The 15,676-nt window shown below is 42.8% G+C and carries 17 protein-coding genes; 13 read left to right on the top strand and 4 right to left on the bottom strand.

Features of this window, described 5'->3' with window-relative positions:
- Positions 1 to 29: 29 nt before the first annotated feature.
- Genes K5Q34_RS04590 through K5Q34_RS04570 form a run of 5 tightly spaced genes read left to right on the top strand, consistent with a single transcriptional unit; the run spans position 30 to position 4,449 of the window.
- Positions 30 to 1,007 carry a zinc-binding dehydrogenase gene (locus K5Q34_RS04590; RefSeq protein ID WP_221864579.1) on the top strand — a complete coding sequence of 326 codons (978 nt, stop codon included), beginning with the start codon at positions 30 to 32 and terminating at the stop codon, positions 1,005 to 1,007.
- Positions 994 to 1,443, top strand: coding sequence for a MarR family winged helix-turn-helix transcriptional regulator (locus K5Q34_RS04585; RefSeq protein ID WP_221864578.1), 450 nt, complete (start codon positions 994 to 996; stop codon positions 1,441 to 1,443). Before K5Q34_RS04590 ends, K5Q34_RS04585 begins: the two co-directional genes overlap by 14 nt.
- Positions 1,436 to 2,167, top strand: a complete 732-nt coding sequence (locus K5Q34_RS04580) for an ABC transporter ATP-binding protein (RefSeq protein WP_105212286.1) — start codon at positions 1,436 to 1,438, stop codon at positions 2,165 to 2,167. Before K5Q34_RS04585 ends, K5Q34_RS04580 begins: the two co-directional genes overlap by 8 nt.
- Positions 2,167 to 3,678 (top strand): ABC transporter permease/substrate-binding protein, encoded by a 1,512-nt coding sequence (locus K5Q34_RS04575; protein ID WP_172115171.1) that lies wholly within the window; start codon positions 2,167 to 2,169, stop codon positions 3,676 to 3,678. The genes K5Q34_RS04580 and K5Q34_RS04575 overlap by 1 nt, the downstream gene beginning before the upstream one ends.
- Positions 3,679 to 3,687: 9 nt before the next feature.
- Positions 3,688 to 4,449 carry a nuclear transport factor 2 family protein gene (locus K5Q34_RS04570; protein ID WP_172115169.1) on the top strand — a complete coding sequence of 254 codons (762 nt, stop codon included), beginning with the start codon at positions 3,688 to 3,690 and terminating at the stop codon, positions 4,447 to 4,449.
- A gap of 168 nt (positions 4,450 to 4,617) precedes the next feature.
- Here K5Q34_RS04570 and K5Q34_RS04565 read toward each other — a convergent pair whose 3' ends face one another.
- Genes K5Q34_RS04565 through K5Q34_RS04555 form a run of 3 tightly spaced genes read right to left on the bottom strand, consistent with a single transcriptional unit; the run spans position 4,618 to position 7,100 of the window.
- A complete protein-coding gene (locus tag K5Q34_RS04565) occupies positions 4,618 to 5,232 on the bottom strand; it encodes a TetR/AcrR family transcriptional regulator (protein ID WP_044674214.1) in 615 nt (204 codons plus the stop codon).
- A 34-nt stretch (positions 5,233 to 5,266) separates the two neighbouring features.
- Positions 5,267 to 6,373 (bottom strand): ABC transporter permease, encoded by a 1,107-nt coding sequence (locus tag K5Q34_RS04560; protein WP_105151162.1) that lies wholly within the window; start codon positions 6,371 to 6,373, stop codon positions 5,267 to 5,269.
- Position 6,374: 1 nt separating this feature from the next.
- A complete protein-coding gene (locus K5Q34_RS04555) occupies positions 6,375 to 7,100 on the bottom strand; it encodes an ABC transporter ATP-binding protein (protein ID WP_105151163.1) in 726 nt (241 codons plus the stop codon).
- A gap of 151 nt (positions 7,101 to 7,251) precedes the next feature.
- On the opposite strand from K5Q34_RS04555, the gene K5Q34_RS04550 reads away from it, so the two are divergent.
- From K5Q34_RS04550 to K5Q34_RS04535, 4 genes are all read left to right on the top strand, one after another.
- Positions 7,252 to 7,668 (top strand): hypothetical protein, encoded by a 417-nt coding sequence (locus tag K5Q34_RS04550; protein WP_172115167.1) that lies wholly within the window; start codon positions 7,252 to 7,254, stop codon positions 7,666 to 7,668.
- Between the two features lie 136 nt (positions 7,669 to 7,804).
- Positions 7,805 to 8,032 (top strand): hypothetical protein, encoded by a 228-nt coding sequence (locus tag K5Q34_RS04545; protein WP_221864577.1) that lies wholly within the window; start codon positions 7,805 to 7,807, stop codon positions 8,030 to 8,032.
- A 24-nt stretch (positions 8,033 to 8,056) separates the two neighbouring features.
- A complete protein-coding gene (locus K5Q34_RS04540) occupies positions 8,057 to 8,425 on the top strand; it encodes a hypothetical protein (protein WP_105151166.1) in 369 nt (122 codons plus the stop codon).
- A gap of 92 nt (positions 8,426 to 8,517) precedes the next feature.
- Positions 8,518 to 9,642: an aminotransferase gene (locus tag K5Q34_RS04535; protein WP_221864576.1), complete on the top strand. Its 1,125-nt coding sequence runs from the start codon at positions 8,518 to 8,520 to the stop codon at positions 9,640 to 9,642.
- Between the two features lie 13 nt (positions 9,643 to 9,655).
- On the opposite strand, the gene K5Q34_RS04530 is transcribed toward K5Q34_RS04535, so the two are convergent.
- Positions 9,656 to 10,837 carry a DUF2974 domain-containing protein gene (locus K5Q34_RS04530; RefSeq protein WP_221864575.1) on the bottom strand — a complete coding sequence of 394 codons (1,182 nt, stop codon included), beginning with the start codon at positions 10,835 to 10,837 and terminating at the stop codon, positions 9,656 to 9,658.
- A gap of 169 nt (positions 10,838 to 11,006) precedes the next feature.
- On the opposite strand from K5Q34_RS04530, the gene K5Q34_RS04525 reads away from it, so the two are divergent.
- From K5Q34_RS04525 to K5Q34_RS04510, 4 genes are all read left to right on the top strand, one after another.
- Complete coding sequence (locus tag K5Q34_RS04525; RefSeq protein ID WP_221864574.1) at positions 11,007 to 11,690, top strand: response regulator transcription factor; 684 nt, start codon at positions 11,007 to 11,009, stop codon at positions 11,688 to 11,690.
- Entirely contained in the window at positions 11,683 to 12,675 is a 993-nt protein-coding gene (locus K5Q34_RS04520; RefSeq protein WP_221864573.1) for a HAMP domain-containing sensor histidine kinase, read from the top strand. The genes K5Q34_RS04525 and K5Q34_RS04520 overlap by 8 nt, the downstream gene beginning before the upstream one ends.
- A 95-nt stretch (positions 12,676 to 12,770) precedes the next feature.
- Complete coding sequence (locus tag K5Q34_RS04515; RefSeq protein WP_024382815.1) at positions 12,771 to 13,529, top strand: ABC transporter ATP-binding protein; 759 nt, start codon at positions 12,771 to 12,773, stop codon at positions 13,527 to 13,529.
- A gap of 1 nt (position 13,530) precedes the next feature.
- Positions 13,531 to 15,540 carry an ABC transporter permease gene (locus K5Q34_RS04510; RefSeq protein WP_221864572.1) on the top strand — a complete coding sequence of 670 codons (2,010 nt, stop codon included), beginning with the start codon at positions 13,531 to 13,533 and terminating at the stop codon, positions 15,538 to 15,540.
- The last annotated feature ends 136 nt before the right edge of the window (positions 15,541 to 15,676 follow it).

Genomic DNA, 15,676 nt, shown 5'->3' with positions numbered 1-15,676 from the left:
TTGACTAATTCGATGAAGGAGGACAGTTTATGAAAGCTGTTGTAGTTTCAAAAGCAGGTGGTCCAGAGGTTTTGGAGGTACGAGAAGTAGCAAAGCCACAGGTCAAAACAGGCTGGTCCTTGGTAAAAATCAAAGGGTTTGGTATCAATCATTCGGAGATTTTTACCAGACAAGGCTTGTCACCAAGTGTTGTCTTTCCGAGAATTTTAGGGATTGAATTGGTCGGAGTGGTCGAGGAAACGACGGAACCGACTAGGTTGCCAGTTGGGCAAAGAGTTGTGTCCATCATGGGCGAGCTGGGGCGTGCTTTTGACGGTGGCTATGCAGAATATGCTCTGGTCCCCAATCAAACTCTCTACCCTATTGAGACTGATCTGGACTGGGCGGAGTTAGCTAGTGTTCCTGAAACCTACTATACTGCCTACGGCTCCATGAAAAATCTCAAGCTAGAACCTTCAGACCGCATCTTGGTGCGTGCAGGGGCTAGTGGGGTTGGACAGGCTTTTGTCAAGTTGGTGCGGAGCCAATTTCCAGACCTTCCTATCTACGCTTCTGTCCGCAAGTTAGAAAAGACCGATCAGCTGCTTGCCTCTGGTTTTAGCCAAGTCATCCTCGAAAAAGACGGACGTTTGCAGACGGACCTGACCTTTAGCAAGATTTTTGAGCTGGTCGGTCCTGCTACCCTGTCGGATTCGCTGGCTCATCTAGAAGAGGGCGGCATCATCTGCTCGACGGGACAGCTGGGTGGCAAGTGGTATCTGGAGGACTTTGATCCCATTGAGCAGTTGCGGCAGAATGTCTATCTGACCACTTTTGCCTCTGGCAATGTCAATCAGGACAAGTTGCAGGAAATGTTTGACTACATAGCTCGTTATCAGGTGCCAGTTGGGCCTGAGAAGGTGTTCAGTCTAGATACTATACAAGAAGCGCATCGCTATTTGGAGGGGGCAGAGGCTTTTGGCAAGGTGATTGTGCTTAATAGGGAGGGTGACGATGACAGAAGTTAGGAAAAGAAGTAAAGATTATGCTCGTATGTTTGACCAGCAAGTTGGGCTCTATGAGGGCTACGCTCGCCGGCATGGGCTCAATGCAAAATGCTTATCCATTCTCATGTGGATTTATTATAATCCCGGAGGTGTGACACAGAATTGGGTCAGCAAGAAGACCTATTCAAGCAAACAAGTTGTCAATGCTACTGTAAAGAAATTTTTGGATGGAGGACTGGTAGTTTTAGAGGAGAATCCAGCAGATAAGCGACATAAGAAAATTAAATTGACAGAGGAGGGGCAGCAATTTGCTAGTCGCATTTTGGACCCCTTAGAGGAGGCGGAAAATAAGGCGCTGTCTCAACTCAGTCAGGAGGAACAGGAGCTTATGCTAGGATTAATTCAGCGCTACAGTCATAGTCTCATGGCTATTTTAAAAGGAGAAGATGATGATTGATTATCAAAATGTATCCCTGACCTGTAAGGTTAGCGGACCAATCTTGAAAAATTTGACCTTTGATATTCAAGAAGGGGAATTCTTTGTCTTAATTGGACCGAGTGGTAGTGGAAAGACAACTACGTTGAAATTGATTAACCGTCTAATTGAGCAGACCGAGGGAGAGGTTTTTTTTCAAGGTAAGCGACTTAAGGATTTCGACCTGCGTGAATTACGTTTGGAGACAGGTTATGTTCTTCAGCAGATAGCCCTTTTTCCAAATATGACAGTGGCTGAAAATATCGCTCTTATTCCTGAAATGAAAGGTTTGGGCAAAGAAGAAACCTTGACGAGGACGAGAGAGCTCTTGACCAAGGTTGGCTTGGAACCAGACAGCTATCTGGAGCGTTTGCCCAAGGACTTGTCTGGGGGAGAAAAACAGCGAATCGGGATTTTGCGGGCCATCATTGCAAATCCAAAGGTCTTGCTCATGGACGAACCTTTCTCAGCTCTAGATCCAATCAGTAAGGCTCAGTTGCAGGACTTGATTAAGGAATTACATGAGGAATTCAAGATGACAACGGTTTTCGTTACTCATGATATGGATGAGGCGGTTAAATTGGCGGATCGCATCTGTCTCATGCAAGACGGACAAGTTGTGCAATTAGGAAGTCCTGATGAATTGAGGAATCATCCTGCCAATGATTTTGTCAAGGAATTTATCAGAGCTCGAGGAGGTATGTAATGAACCTATTTGAAACCTTTATAGAACGAAAGGATGAGTGGGGAATCGCTCTTTTTGAACACCTTCGCATCTCCCTTCTAGCTTTGATTATTGCGATTGCAATTGCAGTACCTTTGGGACTGATTCTATCTAGTAAAAAACGCTTGACTGAGTGGAGTCTGCAAATAACAGGTATCTTCCAAACTATTCCATCCCTTGCTTTGCTTGGTCTTTTCATTCCTTTTATGGGAATTGGAACCTTGCCAGCAGTAGTGGCGCTCGTTATTTATGCTATCTTTCCTATCTTGCAGGGGACATTGACAGGCCTTGGAGAAATCGACCCTTCCCTGGAAGAAGCAGCAACCGCTTTTGGTATGAATAAATGGGAGAAGTTGAAAAAATTTAAGTTAGCACTTGCCATGCCTATTTTGATGTCAGGGATTCGGACAGCTTCCATTATGATTATCGGAACGGCGACTCTGGCGGCCTTGGTGGGGGCTGGGGGCCTAGGCTCCTTTATTCTACTTGGAATTGATCGCAATGATTCAGCCTTGATTTTGATTGGTGCGGTATCGTCGGCTGTCCTTGCAGTGCTTTTCGGTTACGGCATTCGTCTGTTGCAGGACAAGAAACCCAAGACAATTTTGTTGGCTCTATTGGTGACTTTATTTACTGTTGGAGCTAGTTATGTTCCCATGCTTAACTTTTCCACAAAGCAGTTGGTCATTGCAGGGAAGCTCGGTGCAGAACCTGAAATTCTCATCAATATGTATAAGTTGCTGATTGAGGACCAGACAGACATCAAGGTGGATATAAAACCTAATTTCGGAAAGACTAGCTTCCTGTATGAAGCACTCAAATCAGGATCGATTGATATTTATCCTGAATACACAGGGACCATTACAAGTACTCTTTTGAAAAATTCGCCAACGGATTTATCAACGAATCCTGAGGAGGTTTATGCTTACGCTAAAGAAGCGATTCTGGAGCAGGATGGTCTAATGTATCTAGCACCAATGGCCTTCCAAAATACCTTTGCCTTGGCAGTGACAGAAGACTATGCTCAGAAAAATAGCATTGAAAAGATTTCGGATTTGGCAAAAGTGCAGCAGACAGCTGTCGCAGGTTTCTCATTAGAGTTTAACGACCGCGAAGATGGTAATATCGGTCTAAAAAATCTCTACAATCTTCAACTCAATGTCAAGACTATGGAGCCAGCCCTTCGCTACGAAGCCATTAAGAGTGGTAATGTGCAGATTATCGAAGCATATTCTACAGACAGCAAGGTGGTCACCTACAAGCTGAAAATCCTGGAAGACGACAAACAGCTCTTCCCACCCTACCAGGCCGCTCCGCTATTGTCCAAAGAAACCCTAGAGAAATACCCTGAGTTGGAGCAAGTCCTAGGAGTCTTGGCAGGCAAAATCTCGACCGAGGAGATGACGCGGATGAACTATGCGGTTGATGTGGAAGGCAAGTCGGCAGAGCAAGTGGCTAGGGAATATTTGGAACAAGAAGGATTGTTAAAATAGGAGAACATCATGTCACATCAACTAGATAACGCTAAAAATCTTTACCTTAGTGGCATTCGGGACGGGGAAATCAAGGAAGCACAAGACAACTATATGGGGGCTAGCTACACCCAGCACAGTACGGGTGTGCCTGATGAAAAAGAGGGCTTTGCGGCTTTCTTTGAGGACTTTTTCAAACGGAATCCCAAGCGTGAAATCAACATTGTGCGTGCTATTGAAGATGGGAATTTTGTCTTTGTCCATGTCCACCAGAAACTCAATGACGGTGCGGCTGAATGGGTGACGGCGGACATCTTCCGTTCGGATGACAATGGTCGTATCGTCGAGCATTGGGATGTCATCGATGCCTATCCAAAAACCATTGGTGAAACAGATCCGATTTACGCAGACTTTGAGCTGACAGACCTAGACAAGACTGAGGACAACAAGAAAACCGTCCGTCGTTTCTTGGTCGATATCCTTCAAAATGGGGAAATCGACAAGTTTGACGACTATGTGGCAGCTGATCTGATTCAGCATAACCAAGAAATCGCTCAAGGCGGTGCGGCCTACAAGAATTATCTGGTAGAGAATCAAGTCAACTATGACTTTGTCTTTAAGGTTATGGGACAGGGGGACTACGTCGTGGCTTATTCGAAAGTTTGGATTGCAGGTCAAGACTACGCCCACTTTGACATCTACCGCCTCAAAGACGGTAAGATTGTCGAGCATTGGGACAATAAGGAAGTCATGCCAGACAAAAAAGACTTGACGAATCTTGGGAAGTTCTAATGTTGTATGGAAAAAAGGTCTGGACTTATGAGTCCAGACCTTTTTTGTCACTATGAAGCTTTTATGGATGAATGATTTTTTGAAACAAGATATCTTTTTTGATTTCAGTTTCTTCATATTCTTAATCTAATTAATTAGGAGATAAATGAATCATCTCAATGATCACTTTTACTCGGATAAGAGTTTTAAGATTTGTTGTTCGATAAGCTCAAGGTCTCGTTTTTCATCTGTGCTAGTTGTCTCAAAAATAATCATCTGCATGAGGTAGGTGAAAAAAGGAGCTATGGCAGTGCGTATCACTTCGGATTTCTTGAGGTGATTTCCTTGACACAAGCGATTTTCAATCAAGTCAATTGAGGGAGCTAACCGACTGATCTGCTTACTGATAATTTTCCTAGTTTCAGGATTTGTCAGGAGTTCTTGTAGAATAATTTTTGCTAAGGAGCGATTTGCTTTAATAAAAGCGAAGCGATCATGGATGAAAAAGTGAACGATATCCTCTTTATTGTCAAACTGTGTCATAGTGTTTATAAAGGGGGTACTAAGCAGTTCTGCCATAGGTTGTAATACCCCCAATAATAAGTCTTCTTTGGTCTTAAAATATTTGAATACAGTTGCCTGACTAACTTTAGCCACTTCGGCTACTTGCATAGTGGATGTTCCGTGGAAACCTTGCTGTGCAAACAATGTCATTGCTGCTAGTAGAGTTTTACGTTTACCTGCAGGCATCTTGGCTGTTTCTAAGTGTTTTTCGAAAGAAAACACAATGTTCTCTTCAGTCATGTCAAGCTCCTCTTCAGTGATTTTCTTTATTATATCATACTTTACGATAGCGCTTGAGACCGATGATGTTTGCAGTACTTAAAATGAAGAGAAAAACTAGTAAAATCAAGATATCAAAAGAAATACTACTCAGTCCATCACCATACATGATAACCTTGGTCAGAGCATCTCCAGAGTAAGAAAGAGGAAGGATTTTACCGAGGTATTGCACCCAATCTCCCATACTATCTAGCGGAATAATGCCAGAGAAAAAGAGTTGTGGCATAACTACTAGTGGTATAAATTGCATCATTTGGAATTCTGATTTCGCTAAGGTTGACAATAAAATTCCAAAAGCTAATGCTACTAGTGCTAGAAGGAAATTTACGATAATAACATTAATAATGTTTCCCACAACTTCAATGTCAAGGAGCCAAATGGTCGAAACTACTATAACGATGGTTTGAATAACCGCAAGAATACCATAGGAAATCATGTAACCAAAGACGATGTCGCTACGCTTAACAGGAGTTGCCAGTAATCGGTCGAGAGTACCAGTGGTACGTTCTTTTAGAAGAGCCATTCCTGAAATTAAGAAAACAAAGAAGAAAACCATAAAACCCATGAGGATAGGAATCATTTTAGTAAAGAAATCAGTATCTTTATTACCATAGTCGTAGTATTCAGTCAGATTTGTAGATTTGCTGTCGTTCGTAGGAAGGAGAGCGGCTAGACTTGGATTTTTGCTAGTAGCTTGCTTGAGCTGACTTATGAGTTCGTTAACACTTGATAGGCTAAGAACAGACTTAATAGCCTGACGGGTTAGAGCTGTCTTTGAAGAGTCTGTGTTGGAGTAGGTCACATCATATCCATTACCACTTGCTGTGAGAATGGCATCTACTGCTTGGTCATCCAATTCTTTTTGTGCATTTTCTTTGTTGCTGTATTCTTTAATAGAAATGTGATCCACATCGTCCAGATTTTTAACTAGACTACTTGGGACGTCAACGGTAGCAATGGTAACGGAAGTTGTGTTATTGGCAGAGAACATGACATTCATCAGCCACATGATGAGGATAGGTGCAACAAACATCATAGCTAAGGTACGCTTGTCGCGTAGCAATTCTTTTAGTACTTTTTTGGAAATGGCTAAGGTACGCATATCAGAGTTCCTCCTTATTTTCTGCTGCTAAAAAGGCGTCTTCTACCGTATTAACGCCGTATCGCTCTTTGAGATCTCGCGGCGTGTCAAAGGCAATGATCTCTCCGTGTAGCAGAAGCGCAACCTTGTCAGTCAGCTCCGCTTCGTCCATGACATGAGTTGTGATAAAAACAGAACGTCCTTTTTGACGGATAGCATCAAGTTCTGTCCAAATTTTTCGACGAAGGGAAGGGTCAATTCCTACTGTTGGTTCATCCAAAATTAGCAACTCAGGATTTCCTAACAGGGCAATTGCGAGTGATAAACGACGTTTCATCCCACCAGAATAGCCTGATACAAATTTGTCAAGATGCTCCTGTAAGTCGACGACCCTGGCTACATGGTGAATTTGTAGAGTTAGTTCTTTTTTGGCAATGCCTTTCATTTGTCCATAAAACTCCAAATTTTCCAGACCAGTCAAAGCTTCATAGAGGGCATCTGACTGTGCCATATAACCAATTTTACCTAAGATATGACGATTGGGCATCTGAGTATTGAGTACCAGCGCTGTCCCGCTATCTGCTTTTTCCATTCCTAGCATGGTTTTAATCATGGTTGATTTTCCAGCCCCAGAGGGACCAATCAAACCAATAATTTCACCTTTGTTGACTTCAAGAGTGACATTGTTTAACACTGTTTGTGCAGAGAAAGCTTTGTTCAAGTCTTTCAAATCAATGAGTTTTTCCATTGATAAACCTTCTTTCTAGTTTGTGAGTGAGTATTCGCTCACTTATAAGAATAAAAACTATTATAGTGAGTACTCACTCACTTGTCAAGAGGAAAAATTTTGTGCATTGATGATAAAATAATTCTGTTGTTTTTTATTACTCACAATTTTTGTGAATTTAGGTATGATTGCTAGTGCTAAAAATTACGGAGTGGTGGTTATCATTAGCATCGCCGTGGATCACGTGACCAAAATCTGGCCGACATCTGTTATCATTCCAAAAGGTTATCGCTTAGGTGTCAATATCGGAGGACGGGATTTCAAGTTTACCGAGCCGCATTTGAAAACAAAAGTAGACATCAGTCACTACTACAAAAATCCCAAGCTCATTTTGGGGATGCTCAAAACCTTGCCCATGAATCAATTGTTCAAGATTATGACCCATGAAAAAGTATGGTCTGGCAATGCCATGTATACGCATCAAATGGACATGAAACGCAAAGAATTTTCTGGGACAACTACCCTACACTCAGAAGCAGCTGAAAGACCTTATATCCTATTGCCAGTCATTCCGAGCAAGGAGATATGAGGCATCGCGTCCAATAAAGAGCAATATAGTTTGCTCTTTTTCTTTTTGAAAAAGCTATACAATAGAAAAACAAGATACTTTACAAAATAGAAGTATTGGATTATGATAGCTTTATCACAAAGATAAGGAGTTTATGATGAAGCTATATTACATTTGGGATGCCTACTGTGGCTGGTGTTATGGATTTGGTGCCCATCTCAAACCGCTACTCCAAGCCCATCCAGACTTAGAATTGGAAATCGTATCAGGTGGCCTATTTATTGGGGAGCGCAGCCAGCCCATTGCAGCCTATCCCCACATTCCAGGGGCTAACAGCCGCATCACTGACCACTATGGCGTGACCTTTGGTCAGGCCTACCAGTAAACCTTAGCAGAGGGAAAGCTGGTCTTGAATTCCCTTCACCCAGCCTTGGCCTTGACCTACCTCAAGGACCGACTTCCCAACCACCAGCACTACGCCATCGTTACAGCCATCCAGTCGGCTTTTTACCAAGATGGTTTCTCTCTCTCTGACATTAGCACCTATGGAAAAATAGCAGAGCAGTTCAGCTTGGATAGACAGCAAGTCGAAACTGACCTGGCTCATGTTTTCCAGCAAGACAGTTCACCAGAATTTATCCAGGCTCGTCAGTTGGGAGTCCAAACCTATCCAACCCTGCTCTTAGAGAAAAATGGCACGTTTTATGATGTCCGTGGGCAAGCCATGACCTTGGCAGAATTAGAAATGAATTTGGACCAGCTCCTTCAAGACAACTAGACATAGCTTCATTCTGTTTTTTACTGTATATTTATACGATTTTGTGAGAATATGGTACAATAAGTGTATAAAAAATTGAAGTAGGAAGTCTTATGAAATTACCACGTTTTGGCGTTGAGGAATGGCTGAATGTCCATGAAAATAGCGCGATTTATGATATAGCAGGGGTGTCCATTTCTTCATTGACTTTGGAGGAATTGTTTGCCTTGTCGGGCACCAAGCCTGAGGATTTTTATGAGAAATTGCAGGGCACCAAGCTCAACTATGGCTGGATAGAAGGTTCGCCAGCATTTAAAAAATCGGTTAGTCAACTCTATACAGGCGTCAAGCCAGAACAAATTCTCCAGACCAACGGGGCAACAGGGGCCAACTTGTTAGTTCTTTATAGTTTGATTGAGCCAGGAGACCATGTCATTTCCCTTTATCCGACCTACCAACAACTCTACGATATTCCAAAGTCCTTGGGAGCAGAAGTGGATTTGTGGCAGATTGAGGAGGAAAATGGCTGGTTGCCAGACTTGGAAAAACTACGTCAGCTCATTCGTCCTAATACTAAGATGATTTGCATCAACAATGCCAATAATCCAACTGGTGCTGTCATGGATAGGACTTATTTGGAAGAATTGGCGGAAATTGCTGGTGAAGTTGGAGCTTATATACTCTCGGATGAAGTCTATCGTTCCTTTTCTGAGCTGGATGTGCCATCTATTATAGAAGTCTATGATAAAGGTATTGCTGTCAATAGCTTATCCAAGACCTATTCCCTGCCAGGAATTCGTATTGGTTGGGTGGCTGCCAATTTTGAAGTGACAGATATATTGAGAGATTATCGGGATTACACTATGATTTGTGCAGGTGTCTTTGACGATCTGGTGGCTCAATTAGCTTTGGCCCATTATCAAGAAATTCTAGAACGAAATCGGCGTATTTTAGAAGAAAATCTAGCAATTTTGGACCAATGGATTGAGAATGAACCCCTCGTTTCCTATATCCGTCCAGCGGTTGTTTCTACCAGCTTTGTCAAGATTGCAGTGGATATGCCTATGGAAGATTTTTGCTTGCAACTTCTACAGGAATACGGTGTTCTTCTAGTTCCTGGTAATCGATTTGAACGTGACGGCTATGTCCGTCTAGGTTTTGCCTGTGAACAAGATATTCTAATCAAAGGATTAGAAAAACTATCCCAATTTTTAAGAAGATTCGATAAAGAAAACTAGCTCAGTGGTTGAGCTAGTTTTCTTTATTTTCAACTGTAGTTCTTTGGAAAAGTTTCCGCCAATCTGGCAGGGAGATTTCAGGGCTTGGAATGGAGGTGCTAATATTGTCCCTCCAAATTTGGTAGCGGGTATCAAAGAGTAGCCGAATGAGTTTGTCCATCATCTCAGCTTCTTCTGGAGCTACTTCTTTTCTCAGTCGATCAATTTCCTGTAATTTCTGTAGGGGATTTACCGTGATGTCGCTAAAACGTTCAATTCCTGCTTTGATGAAGATGCCGAAAAACAAATCGAAGAAGTCTCGTAATTCATCGTCTGTTAAACTAGCCGTCCAAGTTTTTAAGGCTTGGTCGGTTTGTAGGCTATCGCTGGTCAGGGCAGGGGCTAGTTTGAAGTCGCTTCCGTCAACCTCCCAAGAAAAACTGATGTGTTGTAGAATGCCGAGGGTATTACTCTGAACGATTTGAGCATTTTCTGGTGTTTCTAACATCATACCGACAATTGAATTCTGGGGAATGACAGGGAAAATCCGTTGGTGAATAGCTTGGTAACTAGGTGCTTCCAAGTGTTTTTTGTGTAAGCCAGGTGAATCAAAGGGATAGATAGCTAGGATTCTATCCTGTTGGTCTATAGCTTGCTGGCATGCTGCATAGAGGGCTAAATTTCCGCCTTTCGAATGACCGGCCAGATAAAAATGGCCCATCTGCTGCATCATAAGTTTTTCTAAGTAGCCACTCGCTGCACGTTGGGCAGGAATTTCATCCATATAGGTCATGTGGAAGTCTTCCTTCCAACCGATAATGGTGTCATCTGTTCCTCTGAAGCAAGTCACAATTGTTTTTCGGTCAATGCGATAGCTGATTGCTGAAAACTGCTTTTCCTGTTCCAACTGATAATCGTCAACGAAGCCAAATGCCTTGATAGATTTGAAGCGTTTGGATTTGGCTAGAAGTCCAAGTAAGGCTAGGCGGTTTTTGGTCACCATAGAAAAGGGAGGGAAATTATTTTTGTAGGCCTCTTCAAAGGCCGTTGCCAACCGATCAAGTCGTACACCATTTTCTGTAAAAGAGTAGGGGACCAGATTATCAAAAGGGAGGTAGGAAAGTTCGGTCAGAGCCAGAATATCCAGTTTGTTGATTGGTTGGTCATAGAAAGTGTCGTATTGACTTTCTTCAATGTAGGTTAATAAATTCGGCATAGCAGTCCTTTCCTTTTTTATCTAGTATAACGAAATATGTGGGGAATGACAAATTTGCACCACTGATGACCTGGTTTTATAGTCTACTTCTTGTGTAAATGTATAAAAATACTCAAATTTGTTCCAATGTAAGCTATAATAAATAGTAGGGATATGAAAGGAGATAGTTATGCAGAAAATTCTTCTTATCGAGGACGATAAAACGATTAGCCAACTAGTTGCTAAAAATTTGATAAACTGGGGTTACCAGGTGCAAGAGGTCAAGGATTTTCAGATGGTTTTGGAACAGATGGAAGAGTTTCAGCCCCATTTGATTTTACTGGATATTGGCCTGCCTTTTTTCAATGGCTATTACTGGTGTCAGGAAATTCGCAAGACATCTCGTGTGCCCATTATGTTTCTGTCTTCCCATGACCAGCCAATGGATATTGTTATGGCGATCAATATGGGGGCGGATGACTATGTGACCAAGCCCTTTGAAATGACGGTTCTCCTGGCCAAAATACAGGGGCTTCTCAGAAGAACCTATGACTTTATTGGCGAACAAAGTTTACTCTGGTTTGAGGAGATTTCCTTAGACTTAAAGACCATGCAGGTGTCCTATGGACAGGTTGTGGAAGAGCTGACGCGAAATGAATTTCAGATATTACGGGTGCTTTTTGAGCATGGCAAGGAAGTGGTCAGCCGTGAGGAGCTGATGAGAGAACTCTGGAACAGCGATATTTTTGTGGATGACAATACCCTGTCGGTTAACATCGCTCGCCTGCGTAAAAAGTTGGCAGAACTGGGTCTACCAGATGTGATTGCGACCAAGAAAGGAGTAGGCTACGGCCTGGTGTGGACACATGAATAAGGATGATTTTGGCTCATTAGTACCAGAATTTTTGACATCATGGCTTGGTCATCGCTTGATTTTTCTGATAGCCTACGCCATTTTTGCTGTGGCTATTCTGGCTTATAGTAGCCTCTTTGACATCAAAAGAAACCTGATTTTCTATGCCATCCTCCTCCTCAGTATTTGTTGGATTCTCGCCCTCCTCTGGGATTTTGTCAGGGAAGTTTCTCGTTTTAGAAAAATCTGGCGTGGTCAGAAAGTGGCTACTGGGACAGCCAGTGAGCGTTGTTTGCAGGAGAGAGTGGAGCGACTAGAAGTTCAGAACAAGCAAATACTAGAAAAACAGAGACAGGAACAGACAGAATTAGATGACTACTACACCCTCTGGGCCCACCAGATGAAAACACCTATTGCAGCCAGTCAGCTCTTGGTTAAGGAAGTAGATAGTAGTCTAGTCCGTCACCAACTGGAATCAGAACTCTTCAAGATTGAGCAATACACAGGTCTGGTCTTGAACTATCTCCGTCTACAATCCTTCCATGATGATTTGGTTATCGAATCAGTCAATTTGGATGAACTGGTCAGAAATCTAGTAAGAAAGTATTCCCTCTTTTTCATTCAGGTCAATACAAGCCTGGATCTGGGTCAGCTGGATAGGAGCGTAAAGACAGACAAACGCTGGCTGGGCCTGTTGATAGAGCAAATTTTATCTAATGCCCTCAAGTATTGTCAGGAAGGGACCATTTCGATTGTTTTGGATGGAGATGATTTGGTCATTCGCGATACGGGAATTGGGATTGCAGAGAGTGACTTGGAACGGGTCTTTGAGCGTGGTTTCTCAGGTTTCAATGGCCGCAGAACCCAGCAATCTTCGGGTCTGGGGCTCTATCTCTCACGGAAAATTGCTGCGGAGCTGGGCTATTCCCTAAAGCTAAAATCAAAAGTGGGTCGGGGAACAGAGGTGCGAATCGGTATCAAAGAAGTGGAGTTGATTTTTGATTAATCTTACAAAACTGTCATGTAAATGAAAGCTAAGGCTATGGTAGTTTATCTTGGGACCGTGTAGAATGAAGGTAGAAAAAGAAAAGGAGTCAAGTTATGTCAGTTTTAGATGTTCAACACGTTCAAAAGATATACAGTTCTCTCTTTAAGGCGGGACAGGTTGAGGCTTTGAAGGATATTCATTTTACAGTGGAAAAGGGTGAATATGTCGCCATCATGGGTGAGTCTGGTTCTGGAAAATCCACCTTGCTCAATATTTTGGCAACCCTTGATAAGCCAACGCAGGGCAAGGTCTTGCTTAACGGATTGGATACCCAGTCTATCAAGAGCAAGGAAGCGGCAGCCTTTCGTCGGGAGAAATTAGGCTTTGTCTTCCAAGATTTCAATCTCTTAGACACCCTCTCTGTCAAGGACAATGTGCTCTTGCCTCTGGTCTTGTCTCGCTATCCGATTGATGAGATGAACAAGCGACTCGTTCATACGCTCAATAGTCTGGGAATTGCGACCTTGCAAGACAAGATGCCCTACGAGATTTCAGGCGGTCAGCAGCAACGGGTTGCGGTGGCGCGGGCCATCATTACCCAGCCAGAAATCCTCTTAGCGGATGAGCCGACTGGGGCCCTCGACTCTAAATCAACGGCAACTCTTCTAGATATTTTTGAAAAAATCAACCAAGAGGGGCAAACCATTCTGATGGTAACCCACTCGACAGTAGCAGCTAGTCGTGCCAAACGGGTCCTCTTCATCAAGGATGGCATTCTCTACAATCAAATCTACCGAGGTGAGAGAACCAGTCAGGAAATGTATCAGCTGATTTCAGATACCTTGACACTGATGGCGAATCGAGGTGAGTAGTATGTTTGGACTAACCTTTCGATTGGCTCTGACCAATCTCAAAAAGAACCGCAGACTCTATTTTCCCTATGCCCTGATGACCATTTTGTCTACAGCCATTGCCTATATATTTGCCTCGCTTGCCTTTCATCCTGATTTAGGTCAGGTCAAGGGGGCCAACGGGGTGATTCAAGTGCTGGGCTTTGGTATGATTGTGGTTATGCTGGCCGTTGCCATCATGGTCTTCTATGCCAATAGTTTTGTTATGAAGCAGCGGTCAAAAGAGTTTGGTGTCTATAGCATTCTTGGTCTGGAGAAAAAACATCTCTTCTTGATGACTTTTCTAGAAAATCTGGTCTTTTCAGTCGGTACCATTCTATCTGGCTTGCTCTTGGGATTGGCTCTAGATAAACTCTTCTATGCCCTCTTGCTGAAAGCCATGCAGATGCCTGTGGTTCTAGCTTCAACCTTCCAGTTGAAAAGTCTAGTCACTGTACTTATCTATCTCTTTGGGATTTTTGCCTTGGTCAGCCTCTTTAATATTGGAAAACTGGGCTTGACCGACTCACTCAAACTAGTTCAGGGCAAGAAGCGTGGGGACAAGCCAACAGGCTTCCTCTGGCTACAAACCCTCTTAGCTATTATTTTACTGGGGTCAGGCTATGCCATTGCCCAGCTAGTGACCAATCCTTTTCAGGCGGTTCCGAGTTTCTTTGGAGCGACTCTTCTGGTTATCCTTGGGACTTATTTGCTTTTCCAAGCAGGTGTTATCAGTCTCTTAAACTGGCTAAAGAACCGTCAGACTTATTACTACAAGCCTGAGAATTTTATTTCTGTATCCAACTTGATTTTCCGTATGCGTAAAAATGCTCTGGGCCTTGCGACCATTACTATCCTCTCTAGCATGTTTTTGGTGACCATGGTTGGAGGACTCAATATTTACATCGGTGGTAAAGATTATATCGCCAATCAAAATCCAAATGATTATTCTATTGATTTTGGAATGCAACCAACCACTTCAAAAGCTCAAACGGAGAAGTGGGAGGAGTGGGCGGAAGCTATCTTAGAAGAGACAGATATTCCTGTTGAAAGTAAGGTGGTCTATCCTTATCAGCAAGCCTATTTTTCTGAGGTGACAAATCAGCAAGTAAAATTTTTGACAGAAAAAGAGTCATGGATGGATTTTTCTAATCAAGTAGGTGTAGGCTATATTTTGGATAAAGCTACATATGAAAAAATGACTAGTCAAAAACTGGAGTTGGCAGCTGACCAAGTGGCCATTTATAGTAAGGGAGTCCAGTATCAAGCTGGTCAAACCCTCACCTTTGATGAAAAGGAGATGAAAGTTGCCCAAGTCTTGCCCAAGAATGTGACCTTGGGACATCTGCCTGACCATGTGACTTTTAATTTTAGTAAGTATTTAGTCATTGTTGTTCAAGATTTGACAATATTTGAAAATCTAGCCGAAAATCGCTATTATATGGGCTTTGAAAGTAGTTTATCAGAAGAAGAACAGGTAAATAGCCAGGAGGTCTTCTTATCCGGTACCTTTGAAAGTGAGCTTTGGGAGTCCAATATATTACCGAATGGAACGAACGCCATCAGTCTCGCCTACCGTGCCTATGCGATGCGTAGTTTCTTCAGTTTTGCAGGTTCACTTTTCTTCATCGGCCTCTTACTTTCGCTCATCTTTTTGATGGCGGTGGTGCTGGTGATTTACTTCAAACAGATTTCAGAAGGCTATGAAGACAGAGATCGCTTCGTCATTATGACCAAGGTTGGTCTGGATGAGGATCAGACGAGACAGTCCATTCGCAAGCAATTGCTGACCGTCTTTTTCCTACCTATCCTACTTGCCTTTGTCCATCTTGCATTTGCCTACAAGATGCTCTCGTCTATCTTGTTGTCTATTGGTGTGGTCAATGCAGGGCTTATGTTGCAGGTGACTGCAGGCATCTGTGGTGGCTATCTCCTCCTCTACCTAGTGGTCTATGCCATCACGACACGGTCTTACAAACAAATTATTTCCTAAACTTGGGGTGACCCAAGTTTTTTATTATGTCTTCGAGCCAGTTTTTCTCGTAGAGAAAAACAAGAAAACCACCAGCTATGCTGGTGGCTGACAAGGCTTTGAGCTTCCATTTCTTTTTCCTGATATAATCTAATTG

The organism is Streptococcus sp. 2018110 (genome assembly GCF_019754115.1).
Classification (GTDB): domain Bacteria; phylum Bacillota; class Bacilli; order Lactobacillales; family Streptococcaceae; genus Streptococcus; species Streptococcus hashimotonensis.
This window is presented reverse-complemented; position numbering and strand designations above follow the sequence as displayed.